Genomic DNA, 21,622 nt, shown 5'->3' with positions numbered 1-21,622 from the left:
CCGCTCGGACCACTCGGTCTGTTCGGAGCGACTTCCAGGAGGTGGGACATGCCGATCTTCCGTACGCCCAGGCCGGGTCGCCGGGCCGCGCTGCTCACGAGCGCGATCGCGTTACCGCTGGTGCTCGGGGCCTGCGACGACGGCGGCCGGACCGTCTCGTCGAGGACCCTCCCGTCGGCGACCAGCCCGACGACGGGCGACACCCGCTGCCGCGCCACCGAGCTGCGTGCCTCGGTCGGCCGGCTCGATCCGGGCGCCGGACAGAAGAACTTCCCCGTCGTCCTGACCAACCACTCGGACCGTACCTGCACCCTGCGCGGCTACCCGGGTACCGCCTTCGTGGACGCGTCCGGCGAGCGCCTGGGCCCCGCCCCGAAGCGCTCCGAGGCATCGCCGACGAGGGTCGAGCTGGCGCCGGGTGACAGTGCCTGGGCGGGCCTGAGCTTCGCGAACCCGGAGCTCAGCGACGCCCGGACGGCGACTCCGGCCGAGCTGCTGGTGACCCCGCCCGACGAGCGGGACCAGCTCCAGGTGGCGTGGAAGGCGGGGGCGGTGCCCGTCGGGGGGAACAAGTCGTCGGTGTTCCTGACGGTCTTCGCTCCGGGCGCCGGACCCTGACCCGGTATCCGGGGCAATGAGCGGTACCTGCTTTCATGGAGCGGCACCCGTGTTCCTGTCCCGGAGGACCGAACTCTGAACGCCGCGTCCGCCGAGGCCCTGTCCATCGTCCTGCTCATCGCCGTCCTGGCCTGCGCCGTCGTACGCCCGTTCGGACTGCCGGAGGCGGTGGTGGCGGTGCCCGCAGCCGTACTCGTGGTCGCCACCGGCGCCATCTCGCCGGAGCACGCGTGGGAGGAGGCCGAGCGGCTCGGGCCGGTGATCGGTTTCCTCGCCGCCGTGCTGGTGCTGGCCCACTTCTGCGATGTCGAAGGGCTCTTCAGGGCCTGCGGGGCGTGGATGGCCCGGTGGGCCGCGAACCGGCCCGGGCGGCTGCTGACCTCGGTCTTCGTGCTCGCCTCGGCGATCACGGCCGTACTGAGCCTGGACGCGACCATCGTGCTGCTCACGCCGGTGGTGTTCGCCACGGCCGCCCGGACGGGGGTCCGGCCCAAGCCGCACACCTATGCCTGCGCGCATCTGTCGAACACGGCGTCGTTGCTGCTGCCGGTCTCCAACCTCACCAACCTGCTGGCGTTCAGCGCGAGCGGGCTGAGTTTCACCCGGTTCGCCGCGCTGATGACGCTGCCCTGGCTGGTCGCGATCGGCGCCGAGTACCTGGTGTTCCGGCGGTTCTTCGCCGACGACCTGGCCGCACCGGCGTCGCCCGAGGCGGCCGGCAAGGACGCGCCCGACACGGACGCGCCCGAGTTTCCCCTGTTCGCCCTCGTCACCGTGGCCTGCACGCTCGCCGGGTTCGTCGTGGCCTCCGCGCTGGGCGTCGATCCCGCGTGGGCCGCGCTCGCGGGGGCGCTCGTCCTCGCCGGACGCGCGCTGGTGCGCCGGCACGCGACCCCGGTGGTGGTGTGGCGGGCCACGGCGCCCGGGTTCCTCGCGTTCGTGCTGGCGCTGGGCATCGTCGTCCGCGCGGTCGTCGACAACGGGCTCGCCGACGCGCTCGGCCTGGTGCTGCCCGACGGGACCGGACTGGTCGCGCTGCTCGGGATCGCCGCGCTGGCCGCCGTACTCGCCAATCTGATCAACAACCTGCCCGCGGTGCTCGTGCTGCTCCCGCTCACCGCCACGGCCGGTCCGGGTGCGGTGCTCGCCGTGCTGCTCGGGGTGAACATCGGTCCGAACCTGACGTACGCGGGATCACTGGCGACCCTGCTGTGGCGGCGCATCGTGCACCGGTACGAACACGAGGTCGGGATCGGGGAGTTCACCCGGCTCGGGATGATCTCCGTGCCGGCCGCGCTGATCCCGGCGGTGGTGGCGCTGTGGGGCTCGCTGGCCGTCCTCGGAGGCTGAGGAGCGGGCGGGCCCGGGCGGTCAGCCGCCTCCCCAGCCGCCGTACGGGCCGGAGCCATACCCATAGCCGTAGCCGTAGCCGTAGCCGTAGGGGGATCCGTAACCGCCGCCGTAGCCGCTGCCGTTGTTGCCCTGCTGGCCGTTCCCTGCGCAGTAGGGGGAACCGAAAGAGCAGGGGCCGGTCGTCGGGTGCGAGGCGGAGGGGGTCGGCCTGGCCGTCGTCGGGGTCGGGGTGGGCCTGGGCGGTGTGGGTGTCGGGGTGGCCGAAGGCTTGGGGCTCTTCTTGACGACCGGGGGTCTCGACTCGGTGACCGCGTTCCAGTTGACGGCCTCCATCTGGAGGTCGGGCGCCGAGGAGTCGAAGACCCAGTGCTGGCCGGCTTGCTCCTCGCGCTCCTTCAGGACGAGCGGTGTCCTGCCCTGGGAGTCGGCGGGGGTCAGCGCCAGGTTCTGGTCCCAGCGCGGGACCAGGGTGCCTTGGAGCGTGAAGTCGTAGCGCACGTTCTTGGTGCCGGGCTGGGACGTGCCCGTGCACGGGGCGAGCTGGACCGAGTAGCCGAGGTGGGAGTCGAGGCAGAGGTCCGGGGCGGCGACGTCGCGCAGCAGGCCGTCGGTCTCGTACGACCACTCCTGGGCGCCCGCCGACGAGCAGCTGGTCAGCTCGACCTCCGCGCCCTTGACGGGCTTTCCGCCGACGGCGCCGAGGCACAGTCCGGACTCGACGTTGTGCAGCCGGCCGCGCAGGGCGCCCTTGGTGGTCTCCCCCGAGCCGACCCAGGAGGGGTCGGTGTCGGCTCTGGCGGAGCCGTTGGTGGCGGTGTCCGAGGGGCTGGTCTCGGCGGTCGGGCCGTCGTCGTCGCCCTGGTGCAGGGCGGACCACAGGACCAGCGGCACGAGGACCAGCGCGCTCACGGTGGCGACAGCCAGGGTGCGGTTGCGTCGGCGGACCGCGCGTCGGGCGGCCTTGTGCGCCGAGCGGGGGGATCCCGGGCGGACGGCGAGGCCGGTGGAGGGTGCGGTCGTGGGCATGGGCGGGGCCTGGGCCAGTAGACGCGGGACCGGGAGCACGCTCTCGGCCGTGGCGATCTCGATGACCGGGGCCTGTTCGACCTCCACGATGGCGCTCTCGGCGGCGCGTCCCGGGCGGGACTCCAGATAGGCGCGGGCGCCCCAGCCGAGCACGCCCTCGGCCAGCGCGAGGGCGAGGTCTCCGTTGAACTGGTTCAGCTGGTCGGCGGCGTACCGGCAGGACTTGCAGTCGGCGAGGTGCTTGGCGAGATCGGGGTCGAGGTCGAAGCTGCGACGCCGGCAGGTGACGTCGATCAGCCGGATGTAGCGGCGGCACTCCTCCTGAGGCACGACCTCACGGTGGACGTGCAGGCATTCCTCGCGCAGACGGCCGCGGGCCCGGCCGAGTTCCACGGCGGCGTCGGCCACATTGAGGCCCAGCAGGCCGGCGGGTATCTCCAGCGGTTCGGCCTCGACCTCGGCGTGCCACAGCAGGCAGCGCGCGGACTGCGGGAGGTTCTGGAACGCCCTGGAGAGCAGCCGCCGGTCGGGCGCGGGCAGCAGCCGGGCGGCGACGCGGCTTTCGCCACCGGGCCTGGTCCGCAGTTCGGGGTGGAGCATCTCGTGCCGGTGGTCGCCCTCCCACTCCGCCGCCAGCCGGCGCACGGTGACCAGGAGATGGGGCCGCCAGGCGGAGGTGGGGCCGCTCTGTCGCAGGGATTCCCCGAAGATACGCGTGAACGCTGCCGTGGTGAGCATTCCGGCCGGGCGGGCGCCGCTGGTGCACAGACGCGCATAGGCGAAGGCTGCTTCCCAGTGCCGGTCGAGCAGTTCACCGACAGGATGAAGCGCGGGCGTCGTCCCCGTCCAGTTCTTCAACTCCGCGCTGAGTTCGACATCTGAGGCGTCGTACGCGGAAGTCGGGGTTGGGGAATTCGACAGGCCTGCGTCTTTCACGTCTGTATTCCTCCACGGACAACGCGGGTTCTAGTCCATACCTGCTGGTATGCGACCCTGCCGACGAAACGACAGGATCCGACCAAACGGGGAATCGGCTCGCCAACGCCCGCAGCGGACAGCTCTTTTGGAGCGGGGGATCCAGCGGGGACGTCGCGTACGTGCAGGGGAAAAAGATTGTCCGCACGCCGACGTGCACACCTTTGCACAGCTCAGCGAGCCGTAACAAGAGATCACGCCGTTTTCCGCATTCCAGCGGGGCTGAATGCGGTTGACGAAGTGTCAATGGGGTACGCCTTTGGGGATTGCCACTGTATCAACATCCTCATTGCAAACGGTATTCACTTCGCTCGGGCGGCCATTCCCAACCATTGACGGGCAACCTCTCCCGGTGGCGCGAAACCGCCCGTCCGCCGTGTCCTGTCACTGCCCCTTGCGCGTTTCCGCAGCTCACGTTCACGGGCACGCGGTCCGGCGCCGCAACACACGAGGCCGTCACAGGAGTTGACCGGTTCCTTCACTTCCGTGTCCGAAACCCGCCGTGCAACCAATAGCGGGCGCTGTTTCCGCGGCCGGGCCACGCCTGCACAGCGCCCGGTACGCGCCCGGCGGCATCCCGTGGCGCTCGCGGAAGACCCGGTTGAAGTGGAACGGGCTGGCGAAGCCGGAGGCGACGGCCACGCGTTCCACCGGCAGGTCGGTGGCCTCCAGCAGCCTGGCCGCATGCCGCAGTCGGGCCTCGCGCAGCGCCCGCATCGGGGACTGGCCGAGCTGCTCGGTGAACAGGTGCGCGAACCGCGAGGGCGAGAGCGCGACCCCCTCGGCGAGCGACCGCACGGTGTGCGCGGCGGCGGGGTCGGCGGCGATGAGGGCTTCCGCCCGGCTCACCCGGGCGTCCACTCCCGGCCGTTGCGGAAGGGGTCGGGCGGCCGCCGAGGCGAGCAGGACGATTTCCTCCAGAGAACAGAGGGCGAGCTCCTGGGCGGCGGCACCGTGCGCCACGGCGATCGGGCCGTCGGGCGCAGGCGGGGGCGGGGGCGGGGAAACGGAATCGGGAGAGGAATCGGGCGGCCGCGCGCCGCTGCCCGGCCAGCGGGCGTCCGACAGCATGCGGGCGAACGCCGTGGCCATCCGGTCGTGCAGCACGGCCGGGACCGGGGCGACGACGTACATGCCGTCGCCGACGGCGTAGGGGCTCAGCCAGGCCGTCCAGGAGGGGCGGGCCTGGCAGTGCGCCCACCAGAACCGCCAGTGCCGGGCGCCCGGCCGGACCTGATAGCGGTGGGGCACCCCGGGGCCGAGGACCACCAGGTCCCCGGCGCCGGGGTGCGCCCCGGCCGCGCCCTGGGTCAGCGAGCCGTGGCCGTCCGTCGTCCAGGTGAACAGCCAGCTGTCCGCGCCCCTCGGCCGGCTGACGGCGTATCCGGGTCCCTCGTCGTAGCGTCCGACGGTCACCAGTCCGGGCGGCGGTGCGGGAGTGGCGGTCTCGGGCAATCCGTCAGCGTTCACGGGCATCGTCTCCCAGGTGCGTCCGCCCTAGTGTGGCAGCCGAGGACAGCGGACCGAGGGAGTGGACGATGACAGTCACGGACATCGGCGCCGACGGCGCTTCCAGCCTGCCGGAGGAGGAGCGCCGACGGTTCGAGGAGGACGGATTCACCGTCGTACGGGGACTTTTCGGGGACGAGGAGATCGCCGCGCTGCGCGCCGAGTTCACGGCGCTGCACGCGGCCGGTCCCGTGCCGGGGCATTTCGAGCCGCGCCCGTCGGGGCAGGACGGGCGCCCGGCGGACCCGCTGGACGCGTATCCGCGTGTGATGCAGCCGCACGAGTTCCACGAGCCGTCGCTCGGCTGGCTCCTCGACCCCCGGCTGCGCGCCGTCCTGGAGACGCTGCTCGGTGAGGAGGTCCTGGCCGCGCAGAGCATGTTCTATTTCAAGCCGCCGGGCGCCCGGGGGCAGGCGCTGCACCAGGACAACTTCTATCTGCGGGTCGAACCGGGCACCTGTGTGGCCGCGTGGATCGCCTGCGAGGCGATCGACCGGGACAACGGCGGTCTGGAGGTCGTACCGGGCACCCACCGGATGGACCTGTTCTGCCCCGAGGAGGCGGACGCCGGTGTGTCCTTCGCCCGGGAGTACGTGGCCCCGCCGCCCGGTCTGACCACGGTGCCGGTCGACATGGCCCCGGGTGACGTCCTGTTCTTCAACGGCAGCCTGGTGCACGGTTCGCAGCCCAACCGCAGCGCCGACCGGTTCCGCCGCTCCTTCATCGGGCACTACGTGGGCCGCTCGACCGAGCGCATCGGCCGCTTCTACCGCACGATCTCCATGAGCGGCGACCGGGTCCCGCTGCGCGCGAGCGAGGGCGGGGGGCCGTGCGGTACGGAGTTCGGGCGGGACTCCGCACCGCACTGACGCCCTCCCGCTCGCCGGTCCTCACGTGATCACGGGGCCGGGGTGCCGTCCAGTGACTGAGGCGACCCCGGCAGCGCGTCGCGCAGTTGGGCGCGGCCGGTGATGCCGAGTTTGGGGAAGACGCGGTAGAGGTGGAAGCCGACCGTGCGGGGCGACAGGAAGATGCGTTCGCCGATTTCGCGGTTGGTGAGGCCCGCCGCGGCCAGGCGGGCTATCTGGAGCTGCTGCGGGGTGAGTTCGGCGAGGACGTCACGCTGTGCGGCGCTGGCGGGCGTGACGCCGCTGGCCCGCAGTTCGGCGCGGGCGCGTTCGGTCCAGGGGCGGGCTCCGACCCGCTCGAAGGCGTCGAGCGCGGCGTTGAGACGTACGTACGTGCAGACTGCGCGAGGCGGGCAGGTCGAGGCCGTGGACGGCGCGCTGCACGGCGGTGCGGGCCGCCTCGGTGTCGCCGCGCAGGGCGAGGATGGTGGCGCCGACGACGGGTGAGCCGACCGCCACGATCTCCATGCCCGCCTCGGCGGCCGTCCGGTACGACTCGTCGAAGACCGTGCGGGCCTGGGTCCAGGAACCGCTCTCGTACAGGGCGAGGCCGAGGGCGTCGGCGACGGTGGCGTTCGCACCGGCCGTCGGGGAACGCCGCAGCTGGTCCAGGGCGACGCCGAGCAGACGGACGGCCTCGGCGGTCTCGTCCAGGACCCAGGCGGCGGCGCCGACGACGATCAGCCGGGACAGTCTGCGGTCCCGGGCGGACCCGGCCGGGTGCTCGGGCAGGTCCTCGGTCCAGTCGGTGCCCCTGAGCAGCGCGAGGGCCTGCTCGCGATGGCGTACGGGGTCGCAGCCGGCCAGTACCCACGCCCGTGCCGCCTCGTCGTCCTGGGGCGGTACGCGTTCGGTGATTCGCAGGATCCGCTCGCGGAACGAGGGGTCCCCGGAATGGTAGGCGGGGGTGGTGGCCGTACTGGGGGCGTCGAGGGCGAGGGCGGGTTCGGTGTCCACGGCGGCCTCGGCGACCGGCAGCAGGAAACCGAGCGCGTCCTCGAAGCGGGTGGTCACGGCGAGCGCCCAGCCGGCCCGGAGCGAGGCCTCGGCGAGCACCGCCGGGTCGTCGGTGAGGGTGAGCACGCGGGTGGCCAACTCGCTGACCCAGCGCGGGTGTCCGGCGAACATCGCCATGGTCGCGGCCCGGACCAGGCGTCTGGAGCGGACGTCGGCGTCGGGGCTGAGCCGGGCGGCCCGTTCGAGGGCGGCGGCCGCGGCCGCGTAGCCGCCTCGGCGCTGCGCGCGGCCCGCGCTGTCCTCCAGGCCCTGGGCGGCCTCCTCGTCGACGCCCGAGACGGCGGCGGCCAGGTGCCAGGCGCGCCGGTCGGGGTCACCGGCGAGGACGTCGGCCAGGGCGGCGTGGGCGGCGTGGCGCTCCGCCCGGGAACTGCTGCAGGCGGCCCCCGGCCAGTGGGCCCAGGTCGACGGCCGCCCAGCCGGCGCGTTCGACGAGCGCGGCGACCCGGTCGTTGGCGCCCGGGTGGTTGCCGGAGAGAAAGATCACCCGGCGTCCGGCGGGCGTGCGCGGATCGGCGGCGAGAACGGCGGGCGCCAGGGTGTTGAACGCCTTCACCAGGCGGGCCCCTGGCACCAGACCTGCGACGACCTCGCTGGACGGGCGCCCCTGGAGGTCGGCGACCTGGCAGCCGGGCGGCCCGAGCGGGTTGGTGGTGTCGATGACGATCCGTTCCTGCCAGTCGTACGCGCCGGCCGCCGTGACCGCCTCGGGCAACTGCCGCCAGGGCACGGCGAGCACGACGATCTCCTCACCGGCCGCCTCTGTCACGGTCGCCGGGACCAGCCTCGGCCCGATCGAGTCGGCCAGCTCTCGCGGCGACCGGGGGCACCGGCTGTCGCTGAGCAGAACCTCCTCACCGGCGGCCACGAAACGGACCGCGAGGGCCCGCCCGAGGGCTCCGGCGCCGATGATGCCGATGCGCATGACGTGCCTTCCTGACTCGGCGGAACGAGGGTACGGAGGGGCTACCTGATCATGGCCGGGAGGCCGGCGCGCGGGCTTCTGTCACGTGACTGGCTCTGCCCGAACGACCCCGTGCCGGTGCCCATTTGACTGCGGGCGCCGCGGACGCTTTGATCCTGACCGTGCCGGGCCGCGTGCCCGGTGCGCAGAGGTACGCACATTCGGCAGTGGCCGTACCCGCGATCGATGGAGCGGACATGCCCGCCGAGGGTTCACCTCGCGTAGGAGGTCTCCGGAAAGCGGCGGTCGTGCTGACGACCGTCTGCGCGGCCGGGTGGGGCCTGACCGCGTGCGGCGGCTCGCCGCCGGAGACGAAGAACGCGGCCGAATCCGCTGCGACGTCCTCGCTCAGCGCGTCAGCCGAGGTCGAACTGCCGCCGCGGCACGCCGGTTTCGACTACCAGATCGGCGGCGCCTACCCGCCCCCGGCAGGCGTGCGCATCGTTGCCCGCGACCGTACGGCGCCTCCCGCGCCCGGCCTTTACAACATCTGCTACGTCAACGCCTTCCAGGCGCAGCCCGGCGACGAGAAGACGTGGCCCGCCGATCTGCTGCTCCGGGACGCGAACGGCGAGACCGTCATCGACAAGGACTGGGACGAGGCCCTCCTCGACATCGGGACGGCGGCGAAGCGCGAGCGGATCGCGGCGCGGGTGAACAAGTGGATCGACGGCTGCGCGGACAAGGGCTTCGACGCGGTCGAGCCCGACAACTACGACAGCTACACCCGTTCCGACGACCTCCTCACCGCCGACGACGCCACCGCCTTCATCACCCTTCTCTCCCGGCACGCGCACACGCGCGGTCTGGCCATCGGCCAGAAGAACACCGTGGACCTGGCCGGGCTCAGGAAGAGCACGGGACTGGATTTCGCGGTCGCGGAGGAGTGCGGCGAGTACGACGAGTGCGGCAAGTACGCGGCGGCGTTCGACGACCGGGTGGTGGTGATCGAGTACACCGACAGCGGGCTGCGCAAGGCCCGCGCGGGCTTCGGCAACCGGCTGAGCATCGTCCGCAGGGACGTCGACGTGTCGACGCCGGACAGCGCCGGGTACGTCCGCAGGACGCGCTGACCGGCCGGGATCGCGAGGATTCCGACCGGCCGGCCCGGTGTGCGTCACCGGGTGGCGAGCAGCTCCAGTCCCCGTTCCCACCCGAACTCCGGCCGCCCGTCGCCCTCTTGCCCGTCCGGGGCGTACGGATCCGCGAACCGCACGCCCATCCCGCGCAGCCGTTCCAGACTGGCCCGGTACGCGGGATGGGCGGCCAACGCCTCGCCCACGCACGGCAGTACGGCTATCGGCACCCCGAGTCCGTACACCTCGCACAGCGTGCCCAGGGCGAGCGTGTCGGCGATACCGGCCGCCCATTTGTTGAGGGTGTTGAAGGTGGCGGGCGCGACGAGCACGGCGTCGGGGGCGGGAAAGGGGCGCGGATCTCCGGGCCTGCGCCATGCGGACCGGATCGGGCGCCCGGTCTGGGTCTCGACGGCCTCCGGGTCGAAGAACCCCATGGCGAGCGGCGTCGCGATGACCCCGACCTCCCAGTCCCGTTCCCGCGCCGCGGTGATCAACTTGCCGACGTCGGATGCGACTTGGGCAGCGCAGACGACGACGTACAGGAAGGGCCTGGGGGGCTGTGCGGACGTCTCGGTCATCCGGAAACACTAAATGAGTTGCAGGTGAGCGGCCCCCTCCCCCAGGATCACGCCATGTTCACGAACGAAGCCCTCCTGTCGCTGTCCCGCACCGCCGCTCGTCCGGTGCGTGGCCAGCAGCAGCCCGGCCGTCCCTGGAGGCCCGTGCTTCCGCGGTCATGACGGCCGCGCTCGTCGCGGGGCTTCTCGCCGGGTACGGCATCGCCGTTCCCGTCGGAGCCGTCACGACCTATCTCGTTTCCCTCACCGCGCGTACGTCCCTGCGGACCGGTGTCTGCGCGGCGCTCGGTATCGCCACCGCCGACGGTCTCTATGCCCTGCTGGCCGCGCTCGGCGGCACCGCCCTGGCCGGCGCGCTGCAACCGGTGCTGGTGCCGCTGCGCTGGGCCTCCGCCCTGGTGCTGGCCGCCCTCGCGGTCCGGGGCGGGGCCGGCGCCCTGCGGCAGTACCGCGACGGCACGCTCTCCACCCGCGCCGACACCACGCCGCCGACGCCTGTCCGGGCGTTTCTCATGCTGGTCGGCGTCACCCTGCTCAACCCCACCACGGTGATCTACTTCGCGGCGCTGGTCCTCGGCAACCGGGCCTCGGACGCCGTATCCCCCTGGGAGCAGGGGGTGTTCGTCCTCGCGGCCTTCCTCGCCTCGGCCAGTTGGCAGTTGCTGGTCGCCTCCGGCGGCGCACTGCTCGGGCGGGCGCTGACGGGCCGGCGCGGGCGACTGGTGACGGCGCTCGTGTCCAGCGCGGTGATCATGGCGCTGGCGGTGCGGATGGTGGTGGCACCGGCGTGAGGCGGCTTCCCCAGGCCCCCCGGATGAATCCGCAGGGAGCCGGTGTTTCACCGCACAGCAACAGTCATACGCGACGAGACGATGGGACCAACTCCATGCCTCTTGAGGGCGAGTACGAAGCCAGTCCGACCCAGTGGGTGCGTGAGCAGGTCGAGCTGTACGAAAGCTCGGGTGGCACCAAGGGAACGACACTCATGGACACCGGCCTGCCGGTCATCCTGCTCACCACCCGGGGTGCCCGCAGCGGCAAGATCCGCAGGACGCCACTCATGCGGGTGGAGCACGAGGGTCGGTACGCGGCGGTCGCCTCACTGGGCGGCGCTCCCAAGCACCCGGTCTGGTACTTCAACGTCCTCGCCGATCCGCACGTCGACCTCCAGGACGGGCCGGTGCGCCAGGACATGGTGGCCCGTGAGGTGACCGGCGAGGAGAAGGCCGTGTGGTGGGAGCGGGCGGTCGCCGCGTTCCCCCCGTACGCCGAATACCAGAAGAAGACCGACCGCGAGATACCCGTGTTCGTCCTCGAACCGGCCGCCGGGAACTGATCCCGCGGCCCGGAAAGAAATTCCGGCGACGGGAGGAATGAACGCCTCCCCGCCGGGCACCCGAGCTTCAGGCCCCGCCGCGCTCCCCCGTCGCGGCGGGGCTCCGCTCTGCCTCCTTCGCGGCCGCGTCGGTCACGTCGAGGAAGATCTCGCCGATCTCGGGGACCGCCTGGACGACCGAGCGTTTGATGCGTACGGCGACCTCCTCGACCCGTTCGCTGTCGAGACCGGGGACGAGGTCGATCCGGGCGGCCACCAGCGTGGAGTCCAGCCCCAGTTTCATCGTGAACAGCGCCTCCACGCTGTCGATCTCGGGCTGCTGCGCGAGCAGGGCGTAGACCTCGCGGCTCAGCTCCGGGTCGGCGGCCTCGCCGATGAGCTGGTCGCGTGCGTCCCGGCCCAGCCAGAAGGCGACGCAGACGAGGAGCACCCCGATGGCGAGGGAGGCGGACGCCTCCCACACGACCTGCCCGGTGACCATGTGCAGGGCCATGCCCACGAGGGCGAGCGTCACGCCGAGCACGGCGGTGCCGTCCTCGGCGATCACCGTACGCAGAGCGGGGTCGCGCAGAGCGCCCCTGGAGCCCGTCGCCGTGCCCTTCCCCCTCTCGCCGCGCGCCTGGTGGACCGCCCGCGCCAGTGAGGCGCCCTCCGCGAGCAGCGCCACCCCCAGCACGATCAGGCCGGCCACATAGCCGCCGAAGGACTCCTCGGTGTCGCTCCTCAAGGCCTCGACACCCTGGAAGAAGGAGAAGCAGCCGCCCATGACGAAGATGCCGACGGCCGCGAGCAGCGACCAGAAGAAGCGTTCCTTGCCGTAGCCGAAGGGATGCCGCCGGTCGGCGGGGCGACGGCTGCGGCGCAGGGCGGCGAGCAGGAAGACCTCGTTGAAGCTGTCGGCCACGGAGTGCGCGGCCTCGGACAGCAGCGCGGGCGACCCTGTGACAAGGCCACCCACGGCCTTGGCGACGGCGATCAGCAGATTGGCGCCCAGGGCCACCAGCACGGTCACCCGGGTCTTCCGGTCCGACGACGACGTACCGCCCGCCTCCTTCCTGTTCCCGTCCCTCCTGTTCCGGCCGACCGTCAATGCTGCTTGGGGGCCGTCGGCACGACCCTGAGGAGCGTGAAGGAGTGCCCGGCCGGGTCGGCGTACCCCCGCTCCTCGTACGGCCCGCCGGCGTCCTTCGTCTCCAGCGGGCGCCCGCCGAGCCCGATCACCCTGCGTTCGGTCTCGTCGAGGTCCTCCACCCGGAAGTCGAGGTGGACCTGGAGGGAGTTCTCCGGGCGCGGCCAGCTCGGCGGGGTGGCGTTCACGTCGCGGCGGAACGCCATCCGGGTTCCGTCGGCGCCCCTGATCTCGATGCGGTTGGCGGTCGCGTGGGTCTCCTCGGCCGCCAGCAGTTCCTTGTAGAAGGCGGCGAGCTTCTCGGGTTCGGCGCAGTCCAGCACCACGACGCCCGCTGTCACCAAGGCCATTCTTCCTCCGTACGGGGATCCGGGGCGGCCCTGTGTGCCGCAGCCCGCTCCGGTACGGGTACCCCGCCCGCCGAAATCACACGGGCCGTGCGTCGCCGGGCCCGGTGAGCTGCGCGAGTCGGGTCGCCGCCGCCGACAGGAAGAGGTCGAGGGCGGCGGGGTAGGAGCTGTGGCGCATGTCCCTCACGAGATGGCGGGCGGTCGCGTTGATGTGCGGGTGGGTGTCGGCGGGCAGCCGGGCGTAGGTCGCCCGCCACACGGCCGTCTCCGCCTCGCGGGCCGCCCTGGGCAGCGCCGCGTTCGCCGAGTCGAGGGCTCCGAAGGCGAGCGCCTGGTCGACGAACGCGTGGTGGATCCGTACCGCCTCGATGTCCGGGAACCCGGCGCCGCGCAGTACCCCGAGGACGGTTTCGACCGCCTGGATCTCGTACGCCCGTCCGGTCACCCGGTACGAGCTGAGTACCGCCGCCTGCGGCTGGGCGAGCGCTCCGGCGTGCATGCGCAGGCCAAGGTCGCGCAGGTCGGCGCGCCAGTCCCCGCTGGGGCGCCAGGCGCGCAGCGTACGGCCGATCAGTTCGTCGGCGATGGCGAGCATCAGCTCGTCGGTGTCCCGGAAATAGCGGTACAGGGCGCTCGGGTCGGCGCCGAGGGCGCGGCCGAGACGGCGCACGGAGAGGGCTTCGGCGCCGTGTTCCCCGAGCAGCCGCAGCGCCGTCTCGACGATCAGTTCCTCGGAGAGGACGACGCCCGTCTTGGTGGGACGCCTGCGCCGCCGGGCGGCGGGTGGCACGACACGATCACTCACGGGCTTCCTCCTGCGCGGGGGCCGGTACCGGCACCTTATGACAACGCTGTTGACCTGTTAAGCCCTCCGGCAGTTTCATGTCCGTTCACCGGGGTCGTCCAGGGCCCCCAGGTATGAGCGGAGATCGCCATGACCGACACGCTGATGATCGGCGCGCTGGCGGCGGCCGTCGCCGCGCTCGCCCTGATCATCCCGCGCTTCGCCGACATGATCCTGGCGGCGGTCAACGCGATCGGCATGGTCGTCGCCCTGTCGTACCGCCAGTTCTCGCGCAGCAGACCCCGGAAGCGCGCGGCGGCGGCGAGTGCGGTGAGCGGGGACGGGATACGGGCGGTGGTGCTGCCCGTGCTGAGCGCCGCCACGCTGCTGGGGCTCGGCGGCTATCTCGGCTGGTCCTTCTACACCTCCGCCGACCATCTCGAACTCAGCCCGAACAACGGCTGGTTCCTCCTTCTCGTACCGTCCCTGATCGTCGCGTCGGGCTTCCTGGCCGCCGCCTGGGCGAAGTGGGGACGCAGGTCCCCGTACTTCCACACGGGCCGCGGCACCGACGCCGACGCGCCCCAACTGTTCGCCGTACAGCAGCCGTCGGCGCGATAGCCGCCGACTCCCCCACCCCCCAAGGAACCGCATCATGCACGCTGACCTGCTCTTCACCGGCGGCCCGGTCTTCGCCCCCGGGAGCCCCACGGCCGTCGCGGTCACCGCCGACCGGATCACCGCCGTGGGCCGGGCCGAGGTGCACGACCTGATCGGGCCGGGGACCGAGGTCGTCGATCTCGCCGGACGGCTGCTCCTGCCCGGCTTCCAGGACGCCCACGTCCATCCGATGCCGGCCGGCCTCGAGCTGACCCAGTGCGATCTGACCGGCATGAAGACCGCCGAGGACACGGTGGCCGTCGTCCGCGCGTACGCTCTCGCGCACCCCGGGCGGGAGTGGATCACGGGCGGCGGCTGGTCCATGGAGGCCTTCGAAGGGGGCACGCCCACCCGGGAGCTGCTGGACGCGGTGGTCCCGGACCGGCCGGTGTACCTGCCCAACCGGGACCATCACGGCGCCTGGGTGAACAGCCGCGCCCTGGAACTCGCGGGCGTCACCCGGGACACCCCGGACCCGGCGGACGGCCGCTTCGAGCGGGACGCCTCCGGCGAGCCGACCGGCATGCTCCAGGAAGGAGCCATGGAGTACGTGGGCCGGCTGACCCCGCCGGTCACGGCGGCGGAGCGGCTGGCGGCCCTGCTGTCCGCGCAGCGCCGGCTGCACTCGCTCGGTGTCACGGCCTGGCAGGACGCGCTGGTCGGCTCGTTCCTCGGGATGGTGGACCCCTCCGAGACCTATCTCGCCGCCGTCCGGGACGGTTCGCTGACCGCGCGGGTGGTCGGCGCGCTGTGGTGGGACCGGGAGCGGGGTGCCGAGCAGATCCCCGAACTCGTCGAGCGGCGGGCCGCGTTGAGCGGGGGCAGGTTCCGGGCGGGCAGTGTGAAGCTGATGCTGGACGGGGTCGCCGAGACGGGCACGGCCGCGCTGCTCGACCCGTACCTCGACAAGTGCGGCTGCGCCACGGCCAACCGTGGCACCAGTTTCGTGGACCCGGCCGAACTGCCCAAGTACGTCACGCAGTTGGACGCCCTCGGTTTCCAGTGCCACTTCCACGCGCTGGGCGACCGGGCCGTACGCGACGCTTTGGACGCCGTCGAGGCCGCGCGCGCGGCGAACGGGCCGAGCGACACCCGGCCGCATCTGGCGCACCTCCAAGTGGTGCACCCGGACGACGTGCCCCGCTTCGCGCGGCTCGGCGCGGTCGCGAACATCCAGGCGCTGTGGGCCATGCACGAGCCCCAGATGGACGATCTGACGATCCCCTTCCTCGGGCCCGAACGGGCCGCGTGGCAGTACCCGTTCGGCGCGCTGCTGCGCTCCGGGGCCACCCTGGCGGCGGGCAGCGACTGGCCGGTCAGCAGCCCCGACCCACTCCAGGCGATCCACGTCGCCGTCAACCGCACGGCCCCTGGCTCTCCCTCCTCCCCCGTGTTCCTGCCCGCCGAACGCATCGGCCTGACGGACGCGCTCACGGCGTACACCGCGGGCTCGGCGTACGCCAACCACCTGGACGACACGGGCAGCGTGCGCGCCGGGGCGCTGGCCGACCTGACGATCCTGGACCGCGATCCGTACGCCGGACCGCCGGAGGCGATCGGCCGGACGAAGGTGGCGCTGACGTATGTGGGCGGCGAGAGGGTGTACGCGGCCGAGGGTGCCGCCTGACTTCCACCCCGGGCGGCTACAGCCCGAGGCGCAGTGTCACCGTCTGCGGTGCGAAGCCGCCGCGCTCGTAGAAACGTATCGCGTCGGGGTTGGCCGCGTAGGCGGTCACCTCGGCGTGCGCGGCGCCCTGCTCGGCCGCCCACTGGACGAAGGTCTCCACCAGACGGGCCCCGGCCCCCGAACTGCGGTGGGCGGGGCGGACGTACACACTGTTCAGCGTGGCGGTCTTCACCGGCTGCCTGGCAGTGGGTTCGGTGAGCGAGCCCATCAGATGCCCGACCACCGCGCCGGCGCACTCGACCGCCAGCACCAGGCGCGCGGGGTCGTCCAGCGCCGCGGTGAACGACGCGGCGGCGTGCTCGCGCGGCCAGTCGGCGTCGATGCTCGGATCACGGGTGCCGGCGTCCTCGGCGAAGAGGGCGGTACTGGAGGCGACGAGGCCGGGCAGGTCGTCGGGGTGGGCGGGGCGGACGGTGGGCGTGGGGGCTTGGGCCGGGTGGTGGGTGTGCTGGGTCATGTTGCTGACGCTATCGGGAGGGTCTGACAACGGGGTCTGCTTACTGGACGCCTGTCCATGTATGCTGGACGTCTGTCCATCTTGGACATCTGTCCAAGAAATTGCTTTCAGAGGCCTGACGTAGGAGTTTTCCGAAACATGGAGATCGTCGCGAACGTGCTGGTCGGCCTGGTGGCCGCGCTGCACCTGTACATCCTGGTGATGGAGATGTTCCTGTGGCAGCGCAAGCAGGGGCTCAAGTTTCACGGCTTCGACCCGGAGATGGCCCGCGCGACCGCCGCGATGGCCGCCAACCAGGGTCTCTACAACGGGTTTCTCGCGGCGGGCCTGGTCTGGGGGCTGATCGCCGCCGACCCGACCGGGTTCCGCGCGCAGGTCTTCTTCCTCTCCTGCGTGATCGTGGCGGGCGTCTACGGGGCCGCGACCGCGAACCGGCGCATCCTCTTCGCCCAGGCGCTGCCCGGCGCCATCGCCCTGGCCGCCGTCCTCGTCGCACAGTGACGCGCGGCGCGCCCGAGGACCCGCGGGCCGTCCGCACCCGGGCGAAACTCCGCGAGGCCCTCCTCGCGGAGTGCGCCGAACACCCGCTCGCGGAGATCGGCGTCGCCGCGTTGGTGCGCCGGGCGGGGGTCGGACGGGCCACCTTCTACGTCCACTACCCCGACCTGGAGGCGCTGGCCGTCGACGCCTGCGCCGATGTCGTACGGGAGGCGGTGGACGCGCTGCACGCCTGGCGCGGGCGGCCCGATCCGGTGATCGCGCCGGCCGCGCTGGTGGAGTTCTTCGCGGCCCTCACCCCGCACGCGGCGCTGTACCGCGTCCTGCTGAGCCCCGGTGGTGGGGGGCCGCTGGGACAGGTGCTGCATCGGGATCTGCGCGCGCGGAGTCTCGCGGAGCGTGAACTCGCGGGTGCGGCGGATGCTCCGCTGGTTGCCTCGGCGGTGGCCTCGACGTTCGCGGGGGTCCTGGCGGACTGGCTGCACGGGCGGATCGAGGCGACGTCGGAGGAGATCGCGCACCAGGTGTGGCAGTTGCTGGTGGCGCTGCATCGGAGTCGGTAGGGGTTTGTTTTCGCCCCCGCCGCCCCTACCCGTCCCGTCCCGTCCTGTCCTGTCCCTGGGGGCTGCGCCCCCAGACCCCCCTTCGGCCCTGAACGGGCCTCGTCCTCAAACGCCGGACGGGCTGAGGGTGCCCGGACCTGGGCTGGACAGATACGGCGCACAGGCGGGTGGGCGGGAAATTCGACCTCGGCTGGAGGAGCCTCGTTCTCAAGCGCCGGACCGGCTACGAGCCGAAGGTCAGGACCGGCTTGATCGTCTTGCCGGCGCCCATGTCCCGTACCGCATGGTCGATGTCCGCGAAGGGGTACGTGCTGATCAGGCGGTCCAGCGGGAGCCTGCCCGTCTTGACCAGGTCGACCAGGGCCGGGATGAAGCTCTGCGTCTCGGCGTCACCCAGGGTGAGGCCCACGACGCGCTTGCCGGGGAGCAACCCGTTGACGTCCAGGGCGACTTCGGTGCCGAACGGCGGGGCGCCGACCACGACGAGCGTGCCGCGCTGGGCGAGTACGTCGACGCCCTGGCGCAGGACGGCGACGTTGCCGGTGGTCTCGACGATTCCGTCGGCGCCCTGGCCGTCGGTGATCTTCTCGATGGCCTCACCGAGGTCGGCCTCGGCCGCGTTGACGGTGTGGGTGGCGCCCAACTCCTTGGCCAGCGAGAGGCGTTCGCCGACCCTGTCCACGGCGATGATCCGGGTCGCGGGGGTGAGCGCGGCCGCCATGACCGCCGAGAGACCCACGGCTCCGGCACCGAGGACGAGGACGGTGCTGCCCAGGCCCGGCTTCAGTACGTTCCAGACGGCGCCGACACCCGTCTGGACGCCGCAGCCCAGCGGGGCGATCGACTCCAGAGGTACGTCCGGGTCGACCTTGACCAGGCTCCGCTGGTCGACCAACGCCCGCTCCGCGAACGAGGACTGGCCGAAGAAGTGGCCGCCCAGGTCCGCGCCGTCACGGCTGATCGTGGCGGTGCCGTCGGCCCGTCGGCCGCCGAGGAGGTTCAGCGGCAGCCACGCCGCGCAGTACGCGGGGTGCCCGGCACGGCAGTTGCGGCAGCCACCGCAGGAGGTGAAGGACAGGACGACGTGGTCGCCGGGCTCGATACTGGTGACGGCGGAGCCGACCGCCTCGACGACGCCCGCGCCCTCGTGCCCCAGAACTCCCGGGAGGGGGAAGGGCAGTCCGCCACTCGCCACGCCGAGGTCCGTGTGGCACAGGCCGGCCGCGACCAGCCGTACGAGCGCCTCGGTGGGCGCCGGCTCGGCCAGTTCGACGTCGGAGAGAGTGAAGGGCGCACCGCCGGACTCGACGACAGCGGCGCGGGTGGTGATGGACATCGTGAACTCCCTTTACGGGCTGACACAGTGGACAAGAGGACGCGAGGATGGGTGGAACGGGCCGATCAGTCCAGCGAGACGACCACGGACTTCACCTTCGTGTACGAGGCCAGCGCCTCGGGACCGTACTCGCGGCCGAAGCCCGAGTCCTTCACGCCGCCGAAGGGGATCGCGGGGTCGAGCATCGCCCAGTCGTTGATCCAGACGATGCCCGCCTGGAGACGGTCGGCGACCCGGTGTGCGCGGGCCAGGTTGGTGGTCTGGACGCCCGAAGCCAGGCCGTACGGCGTGGAGTTGGCGAGCTGGACCGCCTCGTCCTCGGAGTCGAAGGGCTGGACGGTGAGGACCGGGCCGAAGATCTCCTCCTGGACGACGCGGGAGTCGTTGGCCAGGTCGGCGATCACCGTCGGCTTGTAGTAGTAGCCGCCGTCCAGGTCGAGCCGCTCACCGCCGCAGACGATCCGCGCGCCCTCCTTGCGGGCCAGCGCCACGAACTCCTCGACCTTGCGCAGATGCTTCTCGCCCGCCATCGGTCCGACCACGGTCTCGGGCCGCCGCGGGTCGCCGACCGGCACCCCGGGCACCGCCTCCGCGAGGATGCCGAGCAGGGTCTCGTACACCGGGCGCGCGACCAGCAGTCGCGGGCCGCCCATGCAGAACTGGCCGGTGTTGAAGACGAAGCCCTTGATGACGGCGCCGACCGCCTTCTCGACGTCGGCGTCCTCGAAGACGATGTGCGCCGCGTTGCCGCCCAGTTCCATGGTGACCGGCTTGAGGGCCTCGCCCGCGGCGCTCGCCACATGGCGGCCGATGGCGGTGGAGCCGGTAAAGGCGATCTTGTCGACGCCGCTGTGCCGCAACAGCGCCTCGCCGGCCACCGGACCGGAGCCGGTGACGACGTTGACGACGCCGTCCGGGACACCCGCCTTCTGGAGCAGCCCGGCCATGTAGAGGGCGCTGAGCGGGGTCTCGTCGGCGGGCTTGTGCACCACCGTGTTGCCCGCGGCGAGCGCCGGGCCCAGCTTCGAGCCGGCCAGGATCAGCGGGAAGTTGAACGGCGTGATCGCGGCGACGACACCGATGGCCTCGCGCTTGGTGTAGGCGAGGGCGTTGTGGCCCGTCTCGCGGGTCGCACCGTCGAGGGAGAACGCGAGGGCGGCGTAGTACTCGTAGTCGTTGGCCGCGTTGGTCACGTCGACGGCGTGGCACAGGCTGATCGGCTTGCCCACGTCGAGGCTCTCCAGCCTCGCGATGTCGTCCGCGTTCTCCCGGATCAACTGGGCGACACGGTTGAGGATCCGGCCGCGGTCGCGTCCCGTCGTCGCGGCCCACGGACCGCTCTCGAAGGCCTCCCGCGCGGCGCGTACGGCCGCGTCCACGTCGGCGGCGGACGCTTCCGCGACAGTCGTGACGACCGCGCCCCGGGACGGGTCGACCACCTCGGTACGCGCGCCGTCCGCCGCCTCACGCCACTGTCCTGCGATGAACAGTCGCCCGGGTTCGATCTCGAAGGTGGTCATCACCACTCCTCAGCCTCATTGCCAAGATGTCAATTAACAGGATTCCTGTTGGTCCGCAGTCTGATTACAGACAGGTTTCCTGTCAATGCTCTAGTCTCGATCCATGGTCAGCACCAAGGCACCCCCCTCACTGCTCTACATGGTCAAGCAGGTGGAGCTCGTCGTGCGCTCCCATCTGGACGAGCTGGTCAGGCCGGCTGGAATCACCGCACTCCAGTACACCTCTCTCACCGTCCTCGAGCGACACGACGGCCTCTCGGCGGCCCAGCTGGCCCGCGACTCGTTCGTGACCGCGCAGTCCATCGCCGATCTCGTCCGGAGCCTGGAGAACCGCGGACTCGTGCGCCGGGAGCGCAATCCGCGCAATCGCAGAGAGCTGCTGATCCTGCTGACCGACGACGGCCGCGAGCTGCTCGACCACTTCACCGAGCCCGTGCGGGAGCTGGAGGAACGGATGATCCGCGACCTCACGTCACACCAGGCGGAGCAGTTCCGCCAGTCGCTCTCGAAGGCCTGGCACGCCCTGTCGTAGGTCCGCCGCGCGGAGAGCGGGAAGACACGTACGAGACACCTGTCGATTTCGAAGACATATGTCAATCGAACATGCTCAAATTCACTCCAACGAGGGTAACTTGCAGTGCGAGGACGTCAGTTGGGCCCAACTGCGGGTCCCGTCACCACAGCAGCCGGTTGGAGGAGATGTCGTCGTGCAGCAGGATTCCGCACCGCCCACCCGGCATCTGCGGGTCCATGAGGACCGCGGCCACACGGTGCTGGAGTTCCACGGTGAGATCGACATCGCGGCGGCCGTCGAGATCATCCCGCACCTCGACGCGGCGACCGGGACGCCGGGCGCCCGGATCGTGGTCGACCTGACGAACGTCGAGTTCTTCGACTGCTCGGGGCTGCGCCTGATCTACCGGGCCCGGCACCGGGTACTCGCCCACGACGGCAGCCTCCTGCTGGTCTGCACGCACCCGCTCACCCTGCGCGTCCTCAAGGTCACCGGTCTGACCCGGGTCCTGCCGCCGCTGGCGTCGCTGGACGCGGCCCTGGGGCTGCCGGAGGCCACGTCGGGCACGTCGTGACTCCCGGCGTGGCTCCCGTCCTGATCCCCGGGCCCGACCCCTGGCCCGGAAATTCGGTTGCGGCCGGCCTCCAGGGGCGCGCCATGATGGCGGCGGTCCCATCCCCTCGATCTCAGGAGCACGGAATGCGCCGTTTCCTCGGAACTCTCCGCCCATGCCGGACCACAGTTCTCGAGGACTCGACCAC

The 21,622-nt window shown here is 71.9% G+C and carries 23 protein-coding genes and 1 pseudogene; 12 read left to right on the top strand and 12 right to left on the bottom strand.

The genetic code is table 11. From position 1 onward, the window contains the following. Positions 1–48: 48 nt before the first annotated feature. Positions 49–618: a DUF4232 domain-containing protein gene (locus tag ADL01_RS29940; protein WP_053745129.1), complete on the top strand. Its 570-nt coding sequence runs from the start codon at positions 49–51 to the stop codon at positions 616–618. Between the two features lie 75 nt (positions 619–693). Beyond that, a complete protein-coding gene (locus tag ADL01_RS29935; RefSeq protein ID WP_107091026.1) occupies positions 694–1,968 on the top strand; it encodes an arsenic transporter in 1,275 nt (424 codons plus the stop codon). Between the two features lie 21 nt (positions 1,969–1,989). Here the strand turns inward: ADL01_RS29935 and ADL01_RS29930 are convergent, their stop codons facing one another. Further along, a complete protein-coding gene (locus ADL01_RS29930; RefSeq protein ID WP_053745127.1) occupies positions 1,990–3,933 on the bottom strand; it encodes a ricin-type beta-trefoil lectin domain protein in 1,944 nt (647 codons plus the stop codon). 495 nt (positions 3,934–4,428) lie between these two features. Next, the gene (locus ADL01_RS29925; RefSeq protein ID WP_053745126.1) at positions 4,429–5,448 is read right to left on the bottom strand and encodes a helix-turn-helix domain-containing protein; all 1,020 of its coding nucleotides are present in this window, start codon (positions 5,446–5,448) and stop codon (positions 4,429–4,431) included. Between the two features lie 62 nt (positions 5,449–5,510). On the opposite strand from ADL01_RS29925, the gene ADL01_RS29920 reads away from it, so the two are divergent. Next, positions 5,511–6,350 carry a phytanoyl-CoA dioxygenase family protein gene (locus ADL01_RS29920; RefSeq protein ID WP_053745125.1) on the top strand — a complete coding sequence of 280 codons (840 nt, stop codon included), beginning with the start codon at positions 5,511–5,513 and terminating at the stop codon, positions 6,348–6,350. A 29-nt stretch (positions 6,351–6,379) separates the two neighbouring features. Here ADL01_RS29920 and ADL01_RS47935 read toward each other — a convergent pair. The 3 genes and pseudogenes from ADL01_RS47935 to ADL01_RS29910 form a co-directional block, all read right to left on the bottom strand. Continuing rightward, positions 6,380–6,712: pseudogene (locus ADL01_RS47935) on the bottom strand (helix-turn-helix domain-containing protein); the annotation flags it as partial. Next, positions 6,600–7,517 carry a hypothetical protein gene (locus tag ADL01_RS46770; protein WP_053745124.1) on the bottom strand — a complete coding sequence of 306 codons (918 nt, stop codon included), beginning with the start codon at positions 7,515–7,517 and terminating at the stop codon, positions 6,600–6,602. The gene ADL01_RS46770 and the pseudogene ADL01_RS47935, both read right to left, overlap by 113 nt. 202 nt (positions 7,518–7,719) lie before the next feature. Beyond that, on the bottom strand, positions 7,720–8,331 hold the full coding sequence (locus tag ADL01_RS29910) for an NADPH-dependent F420 reductase (protein WP_053745123.1): 612 nt from the start codon (positions 8,329–8,331) through the stop codon (positions 7,720–7,722). A gap of 236 nt (positions 8,332–8,567) precedes the next feature. Between ADL01_RS29910 and ADL01_RS29905 the strand changes: the two genes are divergently transcribed. Continuing rightward, positions 8,568–9,443 carry an endo alpha-1,4 polygalactosaminidase gene (locus ADL01_RS29905; protein ID WP_053745122.1) on the top strand — a complete coding sequence of 292 codons (876 nt, stop codon included), beginning with the start codon at positions 8,568–8,570 and terminating at the stop codon, positions 9,441–9,443. Between the two features lie 44 nt (positions 9,444–9,487). Here the strand turns inward: ADL01_RS29905 and ADL01_RS29900 are convergent, their stop codons facing one another. After that, the gene (locus tag ADL01_RS29900; protein ID WP_053745121.1) at positions 9,488–10,027 is read right to left on the bottom strand and encodes a flavoprotein; all 540 of its coding nucleotides are present in this window, start codon (positions 10,025–10,027) and stop codon (positions 9,488–9,490) included. A gap of 158 nt (positions 10,028–10,185) precedes the next feature. Here ADL01_RS29900 and ADL01_RS29895 point away from each other — a divergent pair, with 158 nt between their 5' ends. Further along, a complete protein-coding gene (locus ADL01_RS29895; RefSeq protein WP_053745120.1) occupies positions 10,186–10,818 on the top strand; it encodes a LysE family transporter in 633 nt (210 codons plus the stop codon). Positions 10,819–10,913: 95 nt separating this feature from the next. Continuing rightward, positions 10,914–11,363 carry a nitroreductase family deazaflavin-dependent oxidoreductase gene (locus ADL01_RS29890; protein WP_053745119.1) on the top strand — a complete coding sequence of 150 codons (450 nt, stop codon included), beginning with the start codon at positions 10,914–10,916 and terminating at the stop codon, positions 11,361–11,363. 67 nt (positions 11,364–11,430) lie between these two features. Here ADL01_RS29890 and ADL01_RS29885 read toward each other — a convergent pair whose 3' ends face one another. The 3 genes from ADL01_RS29885 to ADL01_RS29875 form a co-directional block, all read right to left on the bottom strand. Next, entirely contained in the window at positions 11,431–12,453 is a 1,023-nt protein-coding gene (locus ADL01_RS29885) for a cation diffusion facilitator family transporter (RefSeq protein ID WP_078960822.1), read from the bottom strand. Then, positions 12,450–12,842, bottom strand: a complete 393-nt coding sequence (locus ADL01_RS29880; RefSeq protein ID WP_053745118.1) for a VOC family protein — start codon at positions 12,840–12,842, stop codon at positions 12,450–12,452. The genes ADL01_RS29885 and ADL01_RS29880 overlap by 4 nt, the downstream gene beginning before the upstream one ends. Before the next feature lie 76 nt (positions 12,843–12,918). Further along, positions 12,919–13,647 (bottom strand): TetR/AcrR family transcriptional regulator, encoded by a 729-nt coding sequence (locus ADL01_RS29875; RefSeq protein WP_053745117.1) that lies wholly within the window; start codon positions 13,645–13,647, stop codon positions 12,919–12,921. Positions 13,648–13,776: 129 nt separating this feature from the next. On the opposite strand from ADL01_RS29875, the gene ADL01_RS29870 reads away from it, so the two are divergent. After that, the gene (locus ADL01_RS29870; RefSeq protein ID WP_053745116.1) at positions 13,777–14,247 is read left to right on the top strand and encodes a hypothetical protein; all 471 of its coding nucleotides are present in this window, start codon (positions 13,777–13,779) and stop codon (positions 14,245–14,247) included. A 34-nt stretch (positions 14,248–14,281) separates the two neighbouring features. Further along, a complete protein-coding gene (locus tag ADL01_RS29865) occupies positions 14,282–15,913 on the top strand; it encodes an amidohydrolase (protein ID WP_053745115.1) in 1,632 nt (543 codons plus the stop codon). 16 nt (positions 15,914–15,929) lie between these two features. Here ADL01_RS29865 and ADL01_RS29860 read toward each other — a convergent pair whose 3' ends face one another. Then, complete coding sequence (locus tag ADL01_RS29860) at positions 15,930–16,430, bottom strand: GNAT family N-acetyltransferase (RefSeq protein ID WP_053745114.1); 501 nt, start codon at positions 16,428–16,430, stop codon at positions 15,930–15,932. A gap of 138 nt (positions 16,431–16,568) precedes the next feature. On the opposite strand from ADL01_RS29860, the gene ADL01_RS29855 reads away from it, so the two are divergent. Together ADL01_RS29855 and ADL01_RS29850 are read left to right on the top strand one after the other, a co-directional pair. Further along, the gene (locus ADL01_RS29855) at positions 16,569–16,931 is read left to right on the top strand and encodes a DUF1304 domain-containing protein (protein ID WP_053745113.1); all 363 of its coding nucleotides are present in this window, start codon (positions 16,569–16,571) and stop codon (positions 16,929–16,931) included. After that, on the top strand, positions 16,928–17,491 hold the full coding sequence (locus ADL01_RS29850; protein ID WP_053745112.1) for a TetR/AcrR family transcriptional regulator: 564 nt from the start codon (positions 16,928–16,930) through the stop codon (positions 17,489–17,491). Before ADL01_RS29855 ends, ADL01_RS29850 begins: the two co-directional genes overlap by 4 nt. Positions 17,492–17,714: 223 nt before the next feature. Here ADL01_RS29850 and ADL01_RS29845 read toward each other — a convergent pair whose 3' ends face one another. Both ADL01_RS29845 and ADL01_RS29840 read right to left on the bottom strand, forming a co-directional pair. After that, complete coding sequence (locus ADL01_RS29845; protein ID WP_053745111.1) at positions 17,715–18,827, bottom strand: NAD(P)-dependent alcohol dehydrogenase; 1,113 nt, start codon at positions 18,825–18,827, stop codon at positions 17,715–17,717. A gap of 65 nt (positions 18,828–18,892) precedes the next feature. Further along, positions 18,893–20,347: an aldehyde dehydrogenase family protein gene (locus ADL01_RS29840; protein ID WP_053745110.1), complete on the bottom strand. Its 1,455-nt coding sequence runs from the start codon at positions 20,345–20,347 to the stop codon at positions 18,893–18,895. A 103-nt stretch (positions 20,348–20,450) separates the two neighbouring features. On the opposite strand from ADL01_RS29840, the gene ADL01_RS29835 reads away from it, so the two are divergent. Beyond that, complete coding sequence (locus ADL01_RS29835) at positions 20,451–20,879, top strand: MarR family winged helix-turn-helix transcriptional regulator (RefSeq protein WP_053745109.1); 429 nt, start codon at positions 20,451–20,453, stop codon at positions 20,877–20,879. Positions 20,880–21,054: 175 nt separating this feature from the next. Beyond that, positions 21,055–21,435 carry an anti-sigma factor antagonist gene (locus tag ADL01_RS29830; protein WP_053745108.1) on the top strand — a complete coding sequence of 127 codons (381 nt, stop codon included), beginning with the start codon at positions 21,055–21,057 and terminating at the stop codon, positions 21,433–21,435. Positions 21,436–21,622 lie beyond the last annotated feature (187 nt).

The sequence above is a fragment of the Streptomyces sp. NRRL WC-3618 genome (genome assembly GCF_001280005.1).
GTDB lineage: Bacteria > Actinomycetota > Actinomycetes > Streptomycetales > Streptomycetaceae > Streptomyces.
Note: the sequence above shows the minus strand (reverse complement) of the source record. Positions and strands in the feature narration are given on the sequence as shown.